The 19,603-nt window shown below is 37.4% G+C and carries 15 protein-coding genes; all 15 read right to left on the bottom strand.

Annotated elements, in window-relative coordinates; all coding sequences use genetic code 11:
* Positions 1-10: 10 nt before the first annotated feature.
* Positions 11-1,228 carry an expansin EXLX1 family cellulose-binding protein gene (locus VIO64_RS13890; RefSeq protein ID WP_331919213.1) on the bottom strand — a complete coding sequence of 406 codons (1,218 nt, stop codon included), beginning with the start codon at positions 1,226-1,228 and terminating at the stop codon, positions 11-13.
* A gap of 190 nt (positions 1,229-1,418) precedes the next feature.
* A complete protein-coding gene (locus VIO64_RS13885) occupies positions 1,419-3,026 on the bottom strand; it encodes an extracellular solute-binding protein (protein ID WP_331919211.1) in 1,608 nt (535 codons plus the stop codon).
* 43 nt (positions 3,027-3,069) lie between these two features.
* The gene (locus VIO64_RS13880; RefSeq protein WP_331919209.1) at positions 3,070-5,199 is read right to left on the bottom strand and encodes a methyl-accepting chemotaxis protein; all 2,130 of its coding nucleotides are present in this window, start codon (positions 5,197-5,199) and stop codon (positions 3,070-3,072) included.
* A 137-nt stretch (positions 5,200-5,336) separates the two neighbouring features.
* Positions 5,337-6,656 carry a B12-binding domain-containing radical SAM protein gene (locus VIO64_RS13875; protein ID WP_331919207.1) on the bottom strand — a complete coding sequence of 440 codons (1,320 nt, stop codon included), beginning with the start codon at positions 6,654-6,656 and terminating at the stop codon, positions 5,337-5,339.
* A gap of 2 nt (positions 6,657-6,658) precedes the next feature.
* On the bottom strand, positions 6,659-8,017 hold the full coding sequence (locus VIO64_RS13870) for a B12-binding domain-containing radical SAM protein (protein WP_331919205.1): 1,359 nt from the start codon (positions 8,015-8,017) through the stop codon (positions 6,659-6,661).
* Positions 8,018-8,025: 8 nt separating this feature from the next.
* Positions 8,026-9,384 carry a B12-binding domain-containing radical SAM protein gene (locus VIO64_RS13865; RefSeq protein WP_331919265.1) on the bottom strand — a complete coding sequence of 453 codons (1,359 nt, stop codon included), beginning with the start codon at positions 9,382-9,384 and terminating at the stop codon, positions 8,026-8,028.
* Between the two features lie 5 nt (positions 9,385-9,389).
* Complete coding sequence (locus VIO64_RS13860) at positions 9,390-10,730, bottom strand: B12-binding domain-containing radical SAM protein (protein ID WP_331919203.1); 1,341 nt, start codon at positions 10,728-10,730, stop codon at positions 9,390-9,392.
* Between the two features lie 4 nt (positions 10,731-10,734).
* Positions 10,735-12,021, bottom strand: a complete 1,287-nt coding sequence (locus VIO64_RS13855; protein ID WP_331919201.1) for a B12-binding domain-containing radical SAM protein — start codon at positions 12,019-12,021, stop codon at positions 10,735-10,737.
* Between the two features lie 83 nt (positions 12,022-12,104).
* Complete coding sequence (locus VIO64_RS13850) at positions 12,105-13,094, bottom strand: hypothetical protein (protein ID WP_331919199.1); 990 nt, start codon at positions 13,092-13,094, stop codon at positions 12,105-12,107.
* A complete protein-coding gene (locus VIO64_RS13845) occupies positions 13,091-14,101 on the bottom strand; it encodes a GNAT family N-acetyltransferase (RefSeq protein WP_331919197.1) in 1,011 nt (336 codons plus the stop codon). The genes VIO64_RS13850 and VIO64_RS13845 overlap by 4 nt, the downstream gene beginning before the upstream one ends.
* A 124-nt stretch (positions 14,102-14,225) precedes the next feature.
* Complete coding sequence (locus VIO64_RS13840; protein WP_331919195.1) at positions 14,226-15,689, bottom strand: polynucleotide kinase-phosphatase; 1,464 nt, start codon at positions 15,687-15,689, stop codon at positions 14,226-14,228.
* On the bottom strand, positions 15,686-15,817 hold the full coding sequence (locus tag VIO64_RS13835; RefSeq protein WP_331919193.1) for a hypothetical protein: 132 nt from the start codon (positions 15,815-15,817) through the stop codon (positions 15,686-15,688). Before VIO64_RS13835 ends, VIO64_RS13840 begins: the two co-directional genes overlap by 4 nt.
* Before the next feature lie 20 nt (positions 15,818-15,837).
* The gene (locus VIO64_RS13830) at positions 15,838-16,767 is read right to left on the bottom strand and encodes an AAA family ATPase (RefSeq protein ID WP_331919191.1); all 930 of its coding nucleotides are present in this window, start codon (positions 16,765-16,767) and stop codon (positions 15,838-15,840) included.
* Entirely contained in the window at positions 16,767-18,011 is a 1,245-nt protein-coding gene (locus VIO64_RS13825) for a T4 RnlA family RNA ligase (RefSeq protein ID WP_331919189.1), read from the bottom strand. The genes VIO64_RS13830 and VIO64_RS13825 overlap by 1 nt, the downstream gene beginning before the upstream one ends.
* Before the next feature lie 172 nt (positions 18,012-18,183).
* Positions 18,184-19,293, bottom strand: coding sequence for a slipin family protein (locus tag VIO64_RS13820; protein WP_331919187.1), 1,110 nt, complete (start codon positions 19,291-19,293; stop codon positions 18,184-18,186).
* Positions 19,294-19,603: the final 310 nt, after the last annotated feature.

Raw genomic sequence — 19,603 nt, 5'->3', positions numbered from 1 at the left:
CATTAATTTGTTAAATCCCATAATCTTTTGAAGTTTTGCCGAAATGCTTTGCTATTAAGATGACATCAGCAATATTGATTTTGCCGTCCTGGTTAAGGTCTACCTTTTGGCTGTAATTCTGATCGTTTTGGGTTTCGTTATATGCCTTTGCGACTTCAATAACATCCAACATATTTATGGCACCATCCTGGATATTATTGACCTCAACATCCCCCACCCACATATCTATAGGGCTTTTTACGGTAATATTTGAATTGATCCTGCCTAAGCTTAAATCTCTCGTCAGGAACGAAGGTTTGGTTATTATAAGTTCACTGTTGGTACCTTCAGGTATGCCATCAATTTTGAAATTTCCATTGCTGTCCGTATTTGCTGAAAACTGAGTCCCTGATATTCTCACTGTAAATCCTTTGTTAAGAGCATCATTTTTAACATCAACATCCGGCTTTATAGCTCCTGAGATAAAAAATTTGTTCACTATTGATGGAGTTGGCGAAGGAGTTGGTGTTGGTGTCACCGTTGTTGTATTGTTCCTGATCGGAAACTGATTGGTGCCGGATACTGTTGTCTCACTGCCTGTAAAGGGTATATTTTTATCGATTATTTCCTGTCCATAGATATCTGTTACCCTAAAGGTATACGGGCCTGGTCCCATCTGCGTACTTTCGAAATAATTATAATTTTTGCGGGGAAGCTCAATAAATTTACCGCTTTGATCCATATACTCAAGCTTGTTAATGGGGTATCTGTGGTTTCTTACCTGAACACCCATCCAGTATTGTGAACTTCCTTCCTTATACTTGTATTGCACCGGGCCATCGGTATTTAGGGGTATTATCCTCCAGGATACAGGCACCTTTCCGTCTATAGGGTTGGCTACATGGGGAAATGCATCGATATTAAGGTCCAGATCACCTTTTTGCCCCTCAGGTAAGAGGTCAGTAACCAGAACATTGATTTTTCCCAGAGGCCCTGTAACTTCAAGGTATGCCCCGCTCATCTGGGCAGTGTTGTAGTCAAAGATATTAAGTGCTGTAACAAAATAATCCTTGGAAACTGGATCGAGCATGGCACATCCACCCTCATAGCCTCCTCCGTAGTATGTTGCATAGCCATAATGAACATCACCTGCTACAGTTCCAGGTGCTCCTTCTGCCTCAACAGTTGAATACTGTGTAATCAAATTACACAACAACACAAAAATCATCAAAAGAGCTTTTCTTTTCATATGTACCCCTCCAAACCAAATATAACATACACAAAGACAAATGTATTAGTTTGATCACTTTTTATATATCAATACAATTTTATCATTTATTTGCAGTGTAGAACACACCACAATTTTCCAGACACAAAAAAGTCTCCTCTTAAGTCTTGAAACCAAAGAGGAGATCGTTTTATATTTGAAATTAGCTTTATTATTTCTTCATCGCCTTATATGCAGCCCTTGTTTCATCAATTACTTCCTGTCCTCCTGCTTTTAAGTACTGGCTTACAAGGGAATCATAAGTTTGGTCAAATTCGCTTGGTTTACATGTTATGGATTTTATGAATATTTCTACATCCTTTTCCGCCAACACTTTGCTGTATTTGGCTTTTGATTCTATTGCCCTGTCCAGATGAGGCAGAAACGTTGCATCATTCATTGCAGCACTATAAGCTTGTTTATAAAGCTCTTCATATCCCGGATAACCATAGGAAGCAGCTTCCACGTTCCTTTCTTCACTTCCGAATTCCTTGCCATTAACAATAATCGACAAATCTATAAAGTTTGCTTTTTTATCATCTGCAAGCTTGTCGTTTGGAACTACGTTTACAGGTATTCCATCCTTCTCATCCAGATAGTGGGTTCCCTTTTCTCCATTTTGCAAATAGAATAATACTTCAGGATCAGACATCCACTCAAGATATTTTATCGCTTCAACAGCTCTTTGGCTTGTTTTTGGAACTATTATAAATAAGCCGTTAGGATTAAATTTCATTTTCAAGTGTTTGCCTTCTTTATTTACAAAGGGATCAATGGGAACATACTGACCATCGGGAGCAACAGTTTTAAGTTTATCTGATAAATTTCCTGACCTGTAGGCCAAATCGAAAGTATGTATAAATGCACCTGCCAAACCTTGTGTTATATTGTCATCATTCTGTTTTCCATTATCTATTGCAAACTTTGGATCTATAAGTCCTTCATTATTCATTTTATTTAAAAATCTCATGCCTTCCTTAAATCCGGGCACCACCCAGTTGGGCAAACTGAAAGTATCTTCATCCGATATTTTTTCCTTAAATGAATCTACTAAAGGATGCACTCCCCAGAAAATATTGTTGGGATCTACGGCAAATGTAAATGGTATCACTTTGCCCCCGAGTTTACCTGGATCTTTTTCCTTAAAGGCCTTCATTGTATTATAGAAGTCCTGCGTCGTTTTCGGTACAGGTAAGCCAAGCTTGTCCAGCCAGTCTTTTCTTATAAAAGTTGATTCAGCCGCTACCATTACTCTCTTTGCTGGGACAGCATATTGTACATTGTCCCACCTTCCGAAGTTAAGTAAATCTCCACCAAGGAATTTCTTTAAGTTAGGTGCATTCTTATCAACAAGCTCTGTCAAATCTGTGAGTCCTCCATTTTTAGCGAAGTCCACAACTACATCGCCATTGTAAGTAAAACATATATCAGGAGCCTGGTTTGAAGCCATAAGCACCTTAAGCTTGTCAACTTCCTGAGACCTGGGTATGGGCACAAATGTTACTTTTATATTATTGGGATTACCGAACTTCTCCTGAATCCATCTGGTTTGGAAATTATTCTCTGCAACATAACCTGCAGTCCCCCTGTCAAAAACAGCAACCTTTAGCTCAACTTGTGGTCCGTTATTTTTTAAATCACTTTGCTGGGACAATTCTCCATTATTGGCTTTTCCAACTTTATCGCCTTCTTCTATTCCGCCTGAACTGCATCCAATAGTTGAACCTAAAAGCATTACAAGTAAAACAAAACCAAGTGCTTTGAAAAAAATCCTTTTCATGGTTTCTCCTCCTGATTTTGGGTTTGTATAACTATATTAACAACTATTTGAGTATGAATTTGCCGACAGCTTCTTCAAGCTTATGAGCCATATTGTTTAACTCTTCAGAGAAGTGTGCCAGCTCTTCCGAACTAGCTATTTGTTCCTGGGTACTTGCAGCAACTTCCTCTGCTGAAACAGCAGCCTGATTGGCAAGTGAAGATATGCTTTCTATGGAGTTGGCAGCCTTATCCTTTGAGTTAATAGCCTTATTTAAGGATTGAGACACATTCTCAACACATTGAGATATGCTAAGCATGGCTTCATATATCTTGCGGAAAGAACTGTCTGTTTCCTTAACTACTTCCATCTGTTCATCTAGAATGTTGTTTGCCTTGTATGCAACATCAACTGTATGCTGAGTTTTCTGTTGAATGTTAGTGATAATATTATTTATTGAAATGGATGCTTCTTCGGATTTTTGTGCCAGCTTCTTTACTTCACCTGCAACTACTGCAAATCCCTTTCCTGAAGCACCTGCCCTTGCTGCCTCAATAGATGCATTGAGAGCTAACAATTTTGTCTGGCTGGATATGCCAACTATAGCCTCCACAATCTTTTTTATTTGACTCATATAGTGATTTAAATCAACAATGTCTTCTATTACATCTTTAGAAGCTGTATATGTTTCATATGCTTTATCATTTAAGTGTTTGACAGTTTCTAAGGAAAATTGGCTCAATTCTTTGGTATTGGACACCATTTTAAATACAGAAACCATATTTTCTTCAACTTTGCTAAAACTCTCGTCAAGCATATTCATATTGGATACAGTGTTAAACACCTCATCAACCTGGTTTGACGAGCCGCTTGCCACTTCCTGAATAGCCTTTGCTATTTGTTCCGATACAACATGAGATTGTTTAGATGAGTCGGCAATTAATTGCGAACTCTTTAAAACGTTGTTTACAGCTAAAAAATGGACTTGTTCTATAAGTTTTCTGATGTTTGAAGCCATTTCATTGAAATTTGCAGTAACAATTGCTATTTCATCCTTACTATTATCTCTGATGCTAATAGCAAGATTTCCGTTTTTTGCTTCTTTAATCATATAAATCATCTTGTCCAAAGGTCTTGATATGCTTCCTGATATAAGATAAGCTAAAAACAACGATAGGCCAAGGCACACAAGTATGAAAATAATTAATGAATTCTTTATCCTATTCGGTTCTGCATTTATAAATTTAAGTGGTATTTTACCTACCAAATACCAATCTGTGCCGGTTATTTTTTTGTAAGAAATCATATTGTTGTTATAATCAAAAATATTATTCTCATCTTTATTTTCAAGAATTTTACCTATCAGACCTTTATCATCATATATCTTTCCAAGATGTCCTGTATTTGAACATGATATAACTTTACCTTTGGAATCCATTACAAGGAGCTCTGACCCATCTCCGATATATATGTCTTTATATATGTTAAGAAAATTTTCATTGCTTATTCCAATTACCAAATACCCCGAACTCTTGCTCCATGATAGCCCTTTAATTTTTTTTACACATATCAAATTGTGTTTCGAATCCAATGTTTCAGTAGACCATATAATATCTTGAACACTATTATCATCTGCCAATTTTTTCAATTTGTTTGTAACCTCAGTATTATAGAGGCTATTTACATCTTTATAGTTAATAAACTTTCCATTATCCAGCATAATAGTAGCAAAGGACACATCCTTAAGTGTTGAGAATTTTACCATCATAGTGCTATTGAGATCACTCAAAGCTTGAAAACTGGAATACTTATCTCCGTTTAAGATAAGTTCAATTTTCTTCTGTACATCTTCAGAAAGTGATAATTCAAGGGCATAGCTTTTATACTTTCCTAATAAGTCCTCAGTTTTTATGCCTGTTTCTCTTAATAATTGCTTGGAATATGTTCTGATCTTTGAATCTATAGTTTTACTGGATAAAGAGTAGGAGAAAATTCCAATCAGTGTGAGAGGAATTATTGATAGGCCTATAAAAGAAACCATAAGACGGACTTTTATCTTTGAATTTCTTAATAATTTTCTTGTAATCCAATTGTCTTCCATCAAATTACTAAAAGAACGCAAGATTTCCAATACTTTTTGAGATTTAGAACTCAAAGACTTGTTATCGGTTATTTTTTTATTTATTTTTTTCATAAATAATACCGCCTCGTTTTTTATGTTAACTACATTGTGAAACAAAGTCATTTCATATATCGGTAAACGAGACGAAATCTTTAATAAAATATAGCATTTATATAGATATCTTCTATTTTAACATTTTGAATTTTAATTCAAAATATGTTTGGTGTAATACCTTGATATATCTGCCTTCTATAATACAGGTTGACAAAAAAATAGAATATGCACATAAATGGTCTTTTTAGAGAATTTGTATTAAGTAAGGTTCGTCTAATAATGCTGCCATATGAAAAAACCTCTCTATAAAGGCTCCAGTAAGCATCTGTAAGCTCCTCCGGCGACATGTTTTTGGGAATATGGACCGCCTCGGTTCCGTTGTATCTATATATGTCGTGCTTATATATCCTGTTTTCCTTCATCATATCATAGTAATATTTAGTTCCGGGAATAGGAGTAAGGATATAAAACCTGGGTACCATTATGCCATTGGCGGTTATAAAGTCTGCTGTTGCACTTATGGACTCCAACGTATCTCCCTCCGCACCAACCACCATCTCGGTAGAAATGTCTATGCCGTAGCTTTGTATTATTTTGATCTGGCTTCCGTAACTGTCCGGATCAGCCCAGGCTTTGTTCATACTCCGAAGGCTTTCCTTTGATATGCTCTCAAGCCCAAAGCTTAATGCCATGCAACCGCTTTCTGAAATTATCTTCAGTAGCTCTGTATCCTTTGCAATGTCAATAGAGCATTGTGTCATCCATTTCATATTAAGCTTCCTGATCTCTCTGCATAAACTAAAGGCGTATTTCCTGTCTGAAAATATATTGTCATCCAGCAGCAAAAACCTTTTAAATCCAAGCCTCTTAACCTCTTTTATATCCCTTATGACTTCATCTATATCACGCTTTAAGTAACTGCCTTTATAAAGGCAGAAAACCGAGCAGAAGCTGCAAGTGTTTGGGCATCCCCTACCTGCCTGAACCGGCAGAAAATTCCCGATACGCTTCTTTACTATAAGGTCATATCTGGGTAAAGGAGTTGAAAGGTTTTGAAGCTGTTTCTTATAGACCTTTTTTAAAGCATCTCTTCTATAGTCTTCCAGCAATTCCTTCCATGCTTCCTCTGCATCACCGATAACCACACTGTCACAGTACTTTGCAGCTTCCTCAGGCATTAGGCTAACCATGTACCCGCCTAAAATTACTGTCTTTCCTCTTTTCTTAAACTCTTTGGCAATGTCTATGGTTCTTAATACTCCATGTCCCATGCTGCTTATACCTATTAATGATGCATCGGTATCAAAATCAACATCCTCAATGGTCTCATAGCATAACTCGACCTCATAATCCTTCGGTGTCAACGCCGCAAGCAGCGGCAGAGAAAGCCCTACAAAGTACAATATGCTCTTTTTTATAAGCTTACCCTGAGGATCATATGGAGTTGGCTGTATGAGAAGTATTTTCTTTTTCATGTTTATAACCTGACCCTTCTAATAATTTTCATTGCCAAAATTCCAACTAATTTCAATATAAATTCCACATTAACCGCATCATAAACTCGGTCGTTGGACTTTCCGTTTATAAACAGTTTGATAAGCAGGATATAATATCTAATATAAAACATAGACCTTCCCATATTCTTAGGCTTAATAATAAGGTGAAATAAATCCTGCCTTATAACTCTCCTGTCAACTATTTCATCCTTGTATTGGTCGTAGTCCCTGCTGCCCTTCATGGGTGTAAATATTGATACCGTTACGTTCATAAGCTTTACTTTTTTTACCCATTTATATATGTTTACAAAGTCCTCTTTGGTTGAATCCTGATTAACTATTAAGAGGGCAGCACATTCAACCCCCAAGCTGTTAAGTACCTCCACAGCCCTTTCGTTGTCGCGGCTCTTTGTCTTTTTGTGGTAACGATTAAGTTGTCTATCATCCATGGCTTCAAGTCCAACCATAACAAGGCAAAGACCTATTTCCTTCAGTTCTTTCATGATTGCTTCATTATTTGCAATAAAATCTGCCCTGCCATAGATAAGATACTTTTTCTGTATCCTCTTTTCCCTTACAAGTCGTATAAAATCCTTGATTCTCTTTGTGTCCACAAGGAAGTCATCGTCTACAATATGGATATAAGGTGCACTTATGCCCTCTATCTCGTCAACCACCCTGTCAATGTCCCTAGTAAGATACTTGCCGCTGTTTAGGTTTGTACAGTAGCAGAAGCTGCATTTATAAGGACAGCTGTAGGCTGTTTTCACAAGTGCAAGGGTCTTGTAATCAAGGTACCTGAATAAATGCCTGTTTTTTTCAAAATATTCTCTGTCAGGCACCGGGAGATCATTAGGATCTGCAATGCATTTAGGGGTCAGAACCCAGCTTTGTCCTTCCTTATATGCTATGCCCTTTATGTCAGAGAGTTTGGAATTTTTCTTTTGTAAAAAGCTTATTATTTTTACAAAAGAATCCAAATCCCCGGTATGACAAATAAAATCAATATAATCCAAATAGAAGTTTTCATAGTTTAACTCTACATGAGTTCCCCCAACAACAACTGTTATGCTTTTGTCATGCTTTTTAACCTCTACCGCAATTTTTTTCATTATATTTTCCTGGGTAACAGAGCCTGTTATAGCCACTATATCCGGCCGCTCTTTAATAAGCTTCTTTTTAAGGGATGTCTTTTCATATCGCCTGTCATATATATAAGCTTTATGGCCTTCAACTGTAAGCACTGTATACAAATATTCAAGCTCTAAGGGTTCATGGTCCATGAGCCGGGTATAGCTGAATATTCCTACTATTTCAGGTTTTATTAGCAGTATCTTCATATGCACTCCTACCCACTGATGATTTTCTTATAATACTGAAACGCAATGGTCATTGACCCGGGAAAAAGCCTCAGGGACTCAAAGAAGCCGTAATTCCTGACCAGCTTTATGATGTTTCCGGCACTTAACGTCACCCTGCTGTAAACCCTCAAAATATTGTAGTAGTACTTCCTTTGTGACATATTTGTGGGCTTAACCACCAGGTGAGCCATATCCCACTTTTCATATTCATCCCTTGGTATTATAATGCTGTTTTCATACTCTTTAAATAGGGATGTACCCGGCATCGGAGTAAAAGGCTGCAGGTTTATAAAGCAGAGCTTTAGCTTCTTTATCCATTTAAGCAATGCATCAAACTCTTTCTTAGTCCACTCAATCCCAAGGATAAATGTACCGTAGCACTCAATGCCATACTTGTTAAGGATGGATACAGCTCTTTCATTTATTTCGACAGTAGTATTCTTATGGTATCCGTCAAGCTCACCCTCATCACAGGATTCCAGCCCTACAATCACTGCCCTTAATCCATGGATTGAAAATACTTTTATTACATCCTCATTTTTCGCAATAAAGTCGGCTCTTCCATATATAAGAAACTTTTTATTAATATTATTTTTTTTAAGGAGCTCACAAAAAAGTAGAACCCTCTTCCTGTCTACAAGAAAATTATCATCCACTATATATATCTCATCTTCAGGAAGTGTGACAAGCTCAGCTACCATATCCTCAATTTCCCTTGTGAAGTACTTGTGGTCTGTCACTTCTCTGCAAAAACAGAAGCTGCAATTAAAGGGACAGCCAAAGGATGTCTTCATAAGGGCACACGGCCTGTGGAACATATAATAATAGTCTTTTCTGTATTTTGAAACCTTGCTTCGTAAAGGATGAGGGTAGTTAAAACCCGTTTCCTTTACAGCAGGCTTGCCTTTTTGATAAACACCATCTATACTTTCCTCTCCTGCAGCTCCACTATAGACTACTTTTTTTTCTAAAAGCTGCACCATGGTCCTAATACCATTAGCACATACAATATGGTCAATGCTGTCTGACGAAAAATCCATAGGCAAAACCTCAGCATGGACGCCTCCAACGATGACAGTTATTTTAGGGTCAACCCTTTTTATATCGGCAGCATACTCTTTTACAACATTGACATGGGATATATATGCTGTTATACCCACTGCGTCAGGCTTATGAAGGGTGGTAAAATAAGTTATGGGCTTTTTCTCCAGTATCATATCCACTATGACAGTTTCATGCCCCTCTTCTTCTAGTGCCGCACTAAGATACTCAAGCTCCAACGGCTCACACACCATAACGCTTTGTAAACCTATGGTTTCCTTATGGGGTTTTGGTCTTACAAGCATTACCTTCAAATCTTTTCCTCCCCCCAGCCAACAAGCTTATCATATTTTTTTATAAGGGTATAATAATAAAGCCTTGGATAATGCAAAATATAAAGCATATGAAAGTTGATATAATAAAGTAATGCAGACATCCTTACAGGCTTTACAAGTATGTGGGTTCCTTCCAGTCTTTTTGGAATATACCTGTATATCCTGTCTTTGAATTCCTCATATGCTTCTGTTCCCTTATAAGGCGTAATCATGCTGAACAATACCCATTTAAGCTTTTTCCGTGCTATAAACCTGTACAAGCTGAAAAAATCCTTTTGGCTGAACTTATGGCTTATAACAAAAAGCCCGTTGCATATAATACCGTTTTTGTTTAGAAGATCAATGGCCTCTTCATTTGTATCGGTGGAGCTGTTTTTATTATAATCCTTTAAATATTCATCCTTTACAGCTTCCAATCCTACCAAAAAATCACGGAATCCTGCCTTATACAAAAGAGGAAGGATGTCCCTGTTCATAATTATACTGTCTGCCCTTGCGAAAATCATAAACAGCTTTCGGATATTTCTTTCTATTAGTATGTTGCATATTTCAATAACCCTTTGCTTGTTTACCAAAAAGTCATCGTCAATAATAAAAATCCTGTCATGCCCCAACTGGATTATTTCATTTATGACCTTTTCGACAGGCCTTTCGGTGTATTTTCCCGAATTGAGCTTTTTACAGAAGCAAAAGCTGCATTTCTGCGGACATGAAAAAGAAGTTTTAAGCATAGCAAAACGACCCTTGCCTACAATGAAATATTTCTTCTTATCCTTAAAGAAAACCGTCCTGTCCGGTTCTGTTATAAAATCATCAACAGGCAATGAGCCTGGATTCTCATTCCATTTTCCATCAAGCTTATAACAAATACCGGGGCATCTCTTAAGTGCATTCCCATCCAAATCATGCCTTACCATTTCCTTGAAGGAGCTTAGTCCGTTATCAAAGTAAACAATGTCTATCCCTTCAACACAAAAATCTTTATAATTTACCGTAGGTTCAGGACCTCCAACAATAACTGTCAAATTGCGAAACTGCTTTTTGAGTTTTTCTATGGTCTTTAATGCATAGCTTACCTCATTGGCATTTAAATGAAATGCTATTACATTATAGCCTTCTTTTTTTATTTTATCTGCTATTCTCTTGTACCTGAATAGATAACCGTGCACAAATTCATCAAGTATTTGACATTTTTTGCCCTCATCCTTCAGGACCGCCGCAAGATATTCAAGGGCTAAAGGCTCCACCTTGGCCACTGTTGCAAAATACTTGGGCCTTATGAGAAGATACTTCATTTCCATTTTGACTGCCCCCATTTACCTACCACCATTTATTATTTTGAGTGACATAGGCATTTTTTCTGAAAATCCTTAAATATAGCTTGGAATATGTCTTTACATATAGCATATAGAACCTTACAAGGAACATAAGGGATGTCATATGCTGCGGCTTTATTGTTATATGAATGCCGTCCAGCCTTTTAGACCTGAACTTTACAAGCCTTTGGTTATACTCATCATAGGCATCGGAGCCCTTATAAGGCGTAAATATGCCAAAAACCACCCAAAGAAGCCTGTTATTTTTGATAAATGTTATAAGGTCCTTGAAATCCTGTCTGGTAGAATTGTGACTTACCACAAACAGCCCGTTACAAACGATTTTGTTATCCCTAAGTACCCTTATAGCATCCTCATTAACTTTCTTGGTAGTTTCCTTGTTGTAGTCTTGCAGAAAATTGTCGTTAATGGCTTCAAGGCCTACCAGAACATCTCTTACACCTGCATCATACAAGATACTTAAAATGTCTTTGCACTTTACCACATTATCAGCCCTGCCGTAAATCATAAACTGTTTTTTAATTCCTTGCTCCCTTATCTTTTTACAGAATTGGAGCACTCGTTCCTTGTTAACCAAAAAGTCATCGTCTACAAACCATATTCTTTGGTGGTTGATAGACTTAATATCTTCAATTACCAAGTCCAGGTCCATTTCTGTGTATAATCCGCTGTTCATCTTGGTGCAATAGCAAAAGCTGCACCTATAAGGACAAGAAAAAGATGCTTTGGCTATTGCAAAGCTTCCTTTTCCAATTATGAAATTACTTTTTATTGTTTTATAAAAGTGGCTCCTGTCAGGCTTCACATGGTATTGACATATGGGAGGCCCCTTTTCATTTAATATCCATTTACCATGTACATCCTTAAATCCAATACCTGTTGCTTCTTCAAGGACTTTAGTGTCAAAGCCGCTTTTAAAGACTCTTTCAACAGATACAAGACCGTTTTCATAGAAAATATAGTCTATACAGTCATTACAAAAGTCTTTATAATTATGCTCTACTTCCGGCCCTCCCACCAATATCTTTACATGGGGCAGGTCCTGCCTCAGCCTTGCTGCCGTATCAATGCAGTAATCAACGGTATTGGCATTTACATGAAACCCTATATGGGAATATCCGCCTTTTATAATCCTATCTATAAGCCTTTTGTACCTGAAAAAACGAGGCATATGGAATTCATCATGAATATCACATGGAATATCTATACTTTTCAGCATTCCGGAAACATATTCAAGCCCTAAGGGCTCTAACTTTGCAACTATTGACACAAACTTGGGCCTCACAAGCAATACCTTTATACCCCTCACTCCTTTTTATCAATCCTTACTCAAATACATTTAAATCCATATCTTTACTTAAATACATTTAAACCTATTTCTTTACTCTTATAACTTAATAACCCCATGCTTTTTGATAAAATCCATCTTAAAAGACTGTTGGAATGGCTTGCGAACATTTCTTTTGGTACCTTTTTGCTTCCAAGCTTTTGCTTTGTGTCCTCTGCCGTCTGTCCCAACTCTATTGCCGAACATCCCTCATGGATACCAATCTCAACAATTTTTAAAAGCATATTATGGTAAAGGTCATATTTTATTATTTCATCGTAATCCATTCCGCCAAGCAAAAATACCAGAACATTGTTGTGCTTTGCAAGCTGCACAAAGCCAATTGCCTTTCCTTCTGCTTCAAATCTTATGATTTCCGCCGGAAATGATTTAAAAAACTCTATAGGAAGCCTCTCCAGTTTGTACTGGGATTTGTTGTAAACATTGAGATAAAGCTTGTAAAAGCTATCATCAAACTGTGAGCTATCAAGCCTGGATATGGAAAGCATGTTCCTCTTGGCAATTGCCTTTTTAAACCTGTACCTATAATGGCTTCTTAATGAATCTAGATACTCATCAAAACTCTTCCATCTTATTTCAAGCAAGTGGCTTGGAAGCGTATGCCCCTTTGCAAATTCACTGAAGCAATACCCTTCTTGGACGTTTAAAATAAGTTTGCCTCCTCTTAAGGCTTCAAAGTGGTTTTGAACAAGCTTTTGAGTATCCTTCCCAATAGTAAAACCTTGAGATGAGACTGATGCAGGTATTCCAACAACAGTCACAGGTATTTTTAAGTCCAGTGCACCATATGTAAAAATATTTATTTTTAACCGGTATGTAACCGCTATAGAATCCAATTCACCTGTATCACTGTAAAACAGATAATATTTTTGATCACAGGGATTGGCCTTTTCAATCGCATCAAGAGAGCTCTTTAAAAGAAACATATTTGTCCCTGCAAGTTTATCCCAATCATCCGGTATATCGGCTGCAGCATATTTAATAATTATACTCATAAAGAAACCTCAAACACCTTGTATCTTTTATATTCCTCTGCCCCCCACCTGTATCCGAAGCCTTTTGATCTTAGATTTTCATGCAATATCCATGATGTTTCGCAAAAATCATACTTACCACGGACAAGCTCAAAACAACGGAGAAATAGCCCTAGCACAGCACCTGAGCCCTGATATTCCGGTACTACCCCCAATTCTGAAATGATAAACCTGTTAATTTCTCGCTGGTTAAAGTCAGGATACCATAGCATATATCCTATAGGTTCATTATCCTTCTCGGCTATAAGTAAGCTTTTTCCGGAGATGTGTCCCTTTAGCTCCTCCAGCAGCTCATAGTCTTCATCAACACATCTTTCATAGTAAAACATATGCTTTTTAAAACATAAATTATTAAGATATGTATAAATCTCTACTTCCCTCTGGAAATTGGAAAAGTCAGCCTCTCGAATTGTAAAATTCCTGCCGACCCTTTCTAAAAGCTTCTTCTCCTTATCAAGATTATATTTGTTCATATCCATCAAAAATGACAGCATCAAATACTCTTTGCACTTAAGCTTTGTAAAATAATCTTCATAATAATGGGGATTAAACTTAGTTCCAAACGATATATGAGAATCAAATCTATTGCACAATATTCCCATTCCGTAATTAACATGGCCGTTGAGTCCAATAATGATTTTCTGCTTTCCCATTGACAGGGCATAGCTTTTTATATAATCAAACATGTATTCCACTTCCTCAAACTTATGGGGAAGTGCTTCAAAAAAAGCCACCTGCAATGTCTCAGGGTACCTTTGGGTTGTTATCAGGGTTGCAGCAGCAGCAATTCCATCCGTGCTGCTGACTGCAATGAGTAAAACCTCTGCGTGATCTGAGAAGGGTCCTTTTTTATTGTTCAACATTTTTAAAATCGGTATATCTGTATACTTATATTCCGGGATATCTCTATAAACATTGCTGTAAAATGAAATGTACTTGGATATGGGTAAATTCTTTATTGTTTCCACAAGCTGACCCCCAACAGATAATTTATAAACTGTTTTTAATTTATTTTACAACAAAAAATCTCATGATTCTACAACAATATATAATATCTGCACATTTTCAAGCTGTATCAACAAATTACAATTCCTACAACCTTGGATCCACTGGTTCACTCTCAAGTGCCAACACCCCGAATACACACTCATGAACTCTATATAAAGGTTCTTTATTTACAAACCTTTCAAGGGCCTCCATTCCAAGTGCAAACTCCCGTAATGCCAAAGAACGCTTCTTTGAGACTGACCTTTTTTTAAGCCTCTCCATATTCTCCTTCAAGGTATATTCAGGTCCGTAAATTATCCTCAAATATTCCCTGCCCCTGCACTTAACAGCCGGCTGTAAAAGCTCTCTTCCGTTCTTTACTATAAAATCCAGAGGTTTTACCACCATACCCTCTCCGCCAGAGGAAGTAAGGCTTTCCCACCATGTAGTCCCCATTGATACACTATCACTGTCCGTAACGTCAACAACTATATGGTTTGTTGCCATGATAATACCATCCTTTTGGACACAGTATTTCTTAATATTCTCCATGTGCCATAAATGGTCTTTGTCTGAGTGGACACTTCCCTCCGTAGCCAGGATATGAAATGGTGCAAGCCTTAAATCGTCAATTGAGTCCACATTCCAGCAATAAATCCTGTACGCATCAACATACCTGTTAAGGAATTCAGACCTCTCCCTGAACCTACCCAAAAGGGCATTTAAGTCCGCATTCTGACCTGATGTATTTTTATCCACACTATAAGTAATATTTTTATTTGATGAAGCCGCTTCCAGAAGCCTGACAGCTTCATCCAGGGCAACCCTACCTGAAATGCCTACAGCTGAATACTGCTCCCTAAGGAGTGCCTGAGCCTTTGCTGACCATGGCATAAGTTCGCAGTCAAGACACACCCAGTCGGTGTCAAAATCCTCCCAAAATCCTGATTTGTTAAGGGCTTCTCTCACCCTATCCAAAAGTGCTTCCTCAAGCTCTATATCCTCAAAGAAGTGTCTTCCAGTACGGGTATAACATATCCCCCTGGTGCCGTCAGTGACCCCGAACCTTTTGGCAGCTGCCTCTGCATCCTTGCACACAACAAGAACAGCCCTTGAGCCCATGTGTTTCTGCTCGCATACAACCCTTGCTGCTCCACGAGTCCTAAAATACTCAAAGCTTTCATGAGGATGCTCTAAAATACTTTCTTTACCGCTTGTTTCACTGGGTGACATGGTAGGGGGAAGATAAATGAGCCAATGAGGATCAGCTGCAAACCTGCTCATAATTTCAAGAGCTGCCATTGAGTTTTCTTCCTGAATTGTAACGTTATTATACAGCCTTGTTGCGATAATTCTCTTACCAAGAACGTCATTTATATCAATCATGTCATTATCATTACTTAGATCATTTTTTGCAACTTTTTCTCCCTCAGGCAAAAACGGCCTGGGTGATTCATAATAGGTATTTAATGCCTTAACCTGTACAAACTCTCGTTCAGGATATTGAAATGCAGTGAGTTTACCTCCAAAAACACAGCCGGTATCTATGTTTACGGTATTATTTATCACCTGGGCTTCAATCTGAGGGGTGCCTTACCGTGATTTAGCTCAAAAGTCTGAGGCCTTTTAGGGTTTTTATAAAGGAGGTACCCCAGATCAGTTGCTGGAGGCTGGGTATACGTTATTGTAAGTATCATTTTATCATCTCCCAATCATTTTACTTTGCCTTGGTGTCAGCTTCATGAAGCTTCAACAAATTATCATAAAAGTTTTTTCCGAAGAGGTTCAAAGCTTTTAGCCTTGACTTACTCGAATGAAGATCAAAGGGCCTCATATGCCATTGTATATAATTTGTTATCTCAAGTATTTTTTCTACAGGCAAATGCCTTAAATAAAACAAGCTCATATAAGCTGATACATGCTGATGTCCATAGTAGTGTGCTTCTTCAGTAGGGTTGCCCTTTAAGTCCTTAAAAGCCTTGGTAAACTTTTTTCCTATGTCATGGAGCAATGCCGCTGTTACAAGGCTGTCATCCGCATTTTGCTCCTTTATATTCTCCATACAGCGTTTACAGTGTTCACCTATTGTCAAAGTATGATGTCTGTTATCCTGGGGTATAGCTTTTAGTTCCTCAATAAACTTATGAAGATCATTACCCTTATCATTCTCTATACCTTTACCATCATTATTGTCCCTGGCATCCCTATAAACTATATTGATCCGGTCCCAACCTTCATAATACTGAGGAATAAAGAGGCTTCTATACATCTTTTCTATTACATCCTCAGGAACCTTTCTATTTCTCCTGCCATTTCTCGTGAGACATGTTTCATAGGGTGCAGCAACCAATACACACTCTTTGAAGCAATCCAGGTTCAGCTTATCTAAAAACTCTTTTCTCTTTTTATAGCTAAGGTTTGTAGCATCATAAACAACGCTGTTCCCCTTCATCAAATCCCCTATTATCCTTTTATTTAGCTCTTTAAACAATAGGTCGCTCATTTCCTGCTTATTGGCGTCTCCAAACATCTCTTCCCTAAGGTCATCAGATGAATGTAATACGGCATTTTCTGCTGCCGCCAGCTTCTTTGCAACAGTGGACTTTCCGCTGCCCGGAAGCCCTGCCATCATAACTAATTTATTCATTATACTACCCCCATATCATCGGTATAAGCAGATAATATTTCTTCAAGGCCCATTTCATTGAGTTTTTTATATTTTGTAGAGTTTAAATAGCAAGTCTTTAAAACATGATACTCCGATCCTAGAAATTTCTGCCTCATATACCCCTGTACCTCTAGAGGACAATTTTGTGATACCCAGATCATATAACCCTTTCTGTCATCTTTCGGGGCCTTTTTGTAATAATCCTCTATTTTATCATTCATGAACTTCATATAACCATAAATGTGTTTTGCGATGCATTTTATCCTTTCTCTATAGTTATCGGGAACTTTGCTTATGAGATCGTCAAATGTATTATCGGCAATATTCTTAATTATTGTATTGGCTGAAGAAAATTTGTTTAATACACGGTGCAAATCTACATAATCGTCACACTTAAGCTTAACCATATGACTGTCAATATTTATTACCCAGCCTTCCTTTTCTGTTGATTTAAGGCTTTTTGCCTCCTTCATTACTTCATTAAAGCTGCAACCCTCAATTTTTGTCATTGCAACCCCATACTTTAAGGAAAACTCCTCTATTTCCTTATATGAAAGCTGCCTGCCGTCAAGAACACTTCTGATGCCTATCAGGTACATACCCTCCTGATGCGGCTTATATGCTACTACGTGTGAATCCCTTATGCTTATGTATTCAAAAATAAATGTATAGTCCGGATTATCAGTGAGCATGCTCATATGGTTTTGAGAGAGTTTGCTGTACCCATCCTCTAAACGCCAGGAGCTTTTTCTGTCCAGTGCCATGCTTCCAGTGACAACAATCTCTCCTCTATAGCATCTTGCACACTGCATTGAGCCGTCAAGCTTATCGGTTATCTCAACAGACTTTGCATTTGCCAGTTCCTTCTCAATGTTCTCTAAACGATTTTCCAAAACTTCATTAAGGTTGAAGAACTTCCTGAAAGGTGCAATTACCAGCTCCTCACTAACCACGTCTATAACAACGCTTCTGCATTCCCTGAAAACACTCCCAGAGTCCGTCCACATACTTTTATCCATTTCTTCCATTCCGTACCTTATTAGAATATTGGTACCTACCTGTTTTACTTTAAGATAATTGAATATATCGTTGTATTCCCTTTTATCAAGCCTAGACAGCCAGGTTTGAAATTCATATGTATCCAATTGACCAAATGTATTTATGTAATCTCTCTTAATTTTCATAACAATGTTATATGCAGGGTTCCATGTATATGCTTTCATCTTTACACCTCAAATCAATAAATTCTCGCGACATAAATAAAAAGTGATTAAATCTCTTAAAAGACTCAACCACTTTACCAATCATAAAAGTCACTTTTATAGTTCGATCAATTTTAATATATGATAATTAATATGTCAATACATTTGCTTTATTACTTTTTATTACTATTGATCACTGTACGGTTTTGCCTGAAAGAAGCATATTCAATTGTTCAATCAGACTGCCTCCTCCCGTAAGAGAAACATTTCCGATTTTCTCACATATCTTTTCAAGGTACTCAAGCTCTTTAAGCCTAAATAACGTCTTGTTTTCATCCATAAGCTTTGCTGTGTTTAAAAGGCTTCTGGTAGAGGCAATCTCTTCCCTTCTGGTAATTACATTTGCCTGGGCTTTCTTTTCAGCAATAAGGACAGTGTTTAATATTTCTTTAATATCTCCAGGCAGTATTATATCCTTAACCCCTGCAAAAATGAACTCCACGCCGTAGTTATCACTTTTCTCAGCCAACTTTTGAAGAACAAAACTTCCAAGCTCATGCTTTTTTTGAAGAAGCTCATCAAGCTTCAGAGCACCTACATATTCCCTCAATATAAGCTGCAGCAATATATAGAGCTGCTCTTCCAAAGATTTTATTTTTGTAACCTTTAATGGATCGGTTATTCTATAGTGACAAACAAAATTGAGCCTTAATGTGATTTTATCTTCCGTCATTATCTCCTGCCCACTCATATCAAGCTGCTGCTGTCTTAAATCCATATTCTTTACAGTTACATTTACAGGGCCTTTCCAGAAATAGTACCTTCCCGGATCTAGAATTTTCTGCACAACATTGTTAAAGCACAATATACCTTTTTCATGGCTGCCCACCTCAAAATAGTTAAGAGAGTTCATAAGCTTAATGCTGTTATAAATAGAAGAATCAATATCGGCTGAAACTTCAGGGTTTCTGGTATCCACCATTATAAAATCATGCTTTTTCAGTACATTCCAGAATGCATGTTTACCTGATTTAAGTACTCCGGCAAGCTTTCCGTCTTCAAAATGAATGGCAATCTCAAAATCCCGAACATCTATTACTTTCAGCTCTTCTAAAAGCTCTTTATCATTTATGTAAAGATTGAGGTTTTTTCCTACACCATCAAAAGCCTTATTAACATCCACTACAACAACACTATATTTTATAAATGGATTGAAGGTATACTTACCGGGCTTTAAGCATCTTACGTAATTTCCATCCTTAAACAACAACCCTCTTTCATCATTTTTTATAATTGTCTTCATATCCATCATCCTTTCCAAATTGTTAATTGCCGATTTTGTATAGAATCCTCCCGCAGCATAGGCGGAGTGCCGCTTTAGGTTAAAGCTTACCTACCTTGCATATGTTTTCTATAGATACCAAACTGGCATATAATTTTACAGTTCGGTATTACGAAGAATGCACATAATTAAAATACGCTTGCCCTATCCGGTATCCACACACTTCAAGGCTTTTTGCCGGCGGTTCTTTTGAAGAATTCTTCAAAAGTAAGAGGACTCTATCCAACAATCCTTGAAAAAATATCTCGATTAACTGTCGAGTGCTAACCAA

Source organism: Pseudobacteroides sp. (assembly GCF_036567765.1).
In the GTDB taxonomy this organism is placed as follows: domain Bacteria; phylum Bacillota; class Clostridia; order Acetivibrionales; family DSM-2933; genus Pseudobacteroides.
The sequence above is the reverse complement of the archived record's forward strand: the minus strand, read 5'-3'. Positions and strand labels throughout refer to the sequence as shown.

Bases quoted from the DNA above. Each gene is read 5' to 3' on its own strand.
- VIO64_RS13890 (WP_331919213.1), bottom strand. From the start codon at position 1,228: ATGAAAAGAAAAGCTCTTTTGATGATTTTTGTGTTGTTGTGTAATTTG.
- VIO64_RS13885 (WP_331919211.1), bottom strand. From the start codon at position 3,026: ATGAAAAGGATTTTTTTCAAAGCACTTGGTTTTGTTTTACTTGTAATG.
- VIO64_RS13880 (WP_331919209.1), bottom strand. From the start codon at position 5,199: ATGAAAAAAATAAATAAAAAAATAACCGATAACAAGTCTTTGAGTTCT.
- VIO64_RS13875 (WP_331919207.1), bottom strand. From the start codon at position 6,656: ATGAAAAAGAAAATACTTCTCATACAGCCAACTCCATATGATCCTCAG.
- VIO64_RS13870 (WP_331919205.1), bottom strand. From the start codon at position 8,017: ATGAAGATACTGCTAATAAAACCTGAAATAGTAGGAATATTCAGCTAT.
- VIO64_RS13865 (WP_331919265.1), bottom strand. From the start codon at position 9,384: ATGCTTGTAAGACCAAAACCCCATAAGGAAACCATAGGTTTACAAAGC.
- VIO64_RS13860 (WP_331919203.1), bottom strand. From the start codon at position 10,730: ATGGGGGCAGTCAAAATGGAAATGAAGTATCTTCTCATAAGGCCCAAG.
- VIO64_RS13850 (WP_331919199.1), bottom strand. From the start codon at position 13,094: ATGAGTATAATTATTAAATATGCTGCAGCCGATATACCGGATGATTGG.
- VIO64_RS13835 (WP_331919193.1), bottom strand. From the start codon at position 15,817: ATGATACTTACAATAACGTATACCCAGCCTCCAGCAACTGATCTGGGG.
- VIO64_RS13830 (WP_331919191.1), bottom strand. From the start codon at position 16,767: ATGAATAAATTAGTTATGATGGCAGGGCTTCCGGGCAGCGGAAAGTCC.
- VIO64_RS13825 (WP_331919189.1), bottom strand. From the start codon at position 18,011: ATGAAAGCATATACATGGAACCCTGCATATAACATTGTTATGAAAATT.
- VIO64_RS13820 (WP_331919187.1), bottom strand. From the start codon at position 19,293: ATGAAGACAATTATAAAAAATGATGAAAGAGGGTTGTTGTTTAAGGAT.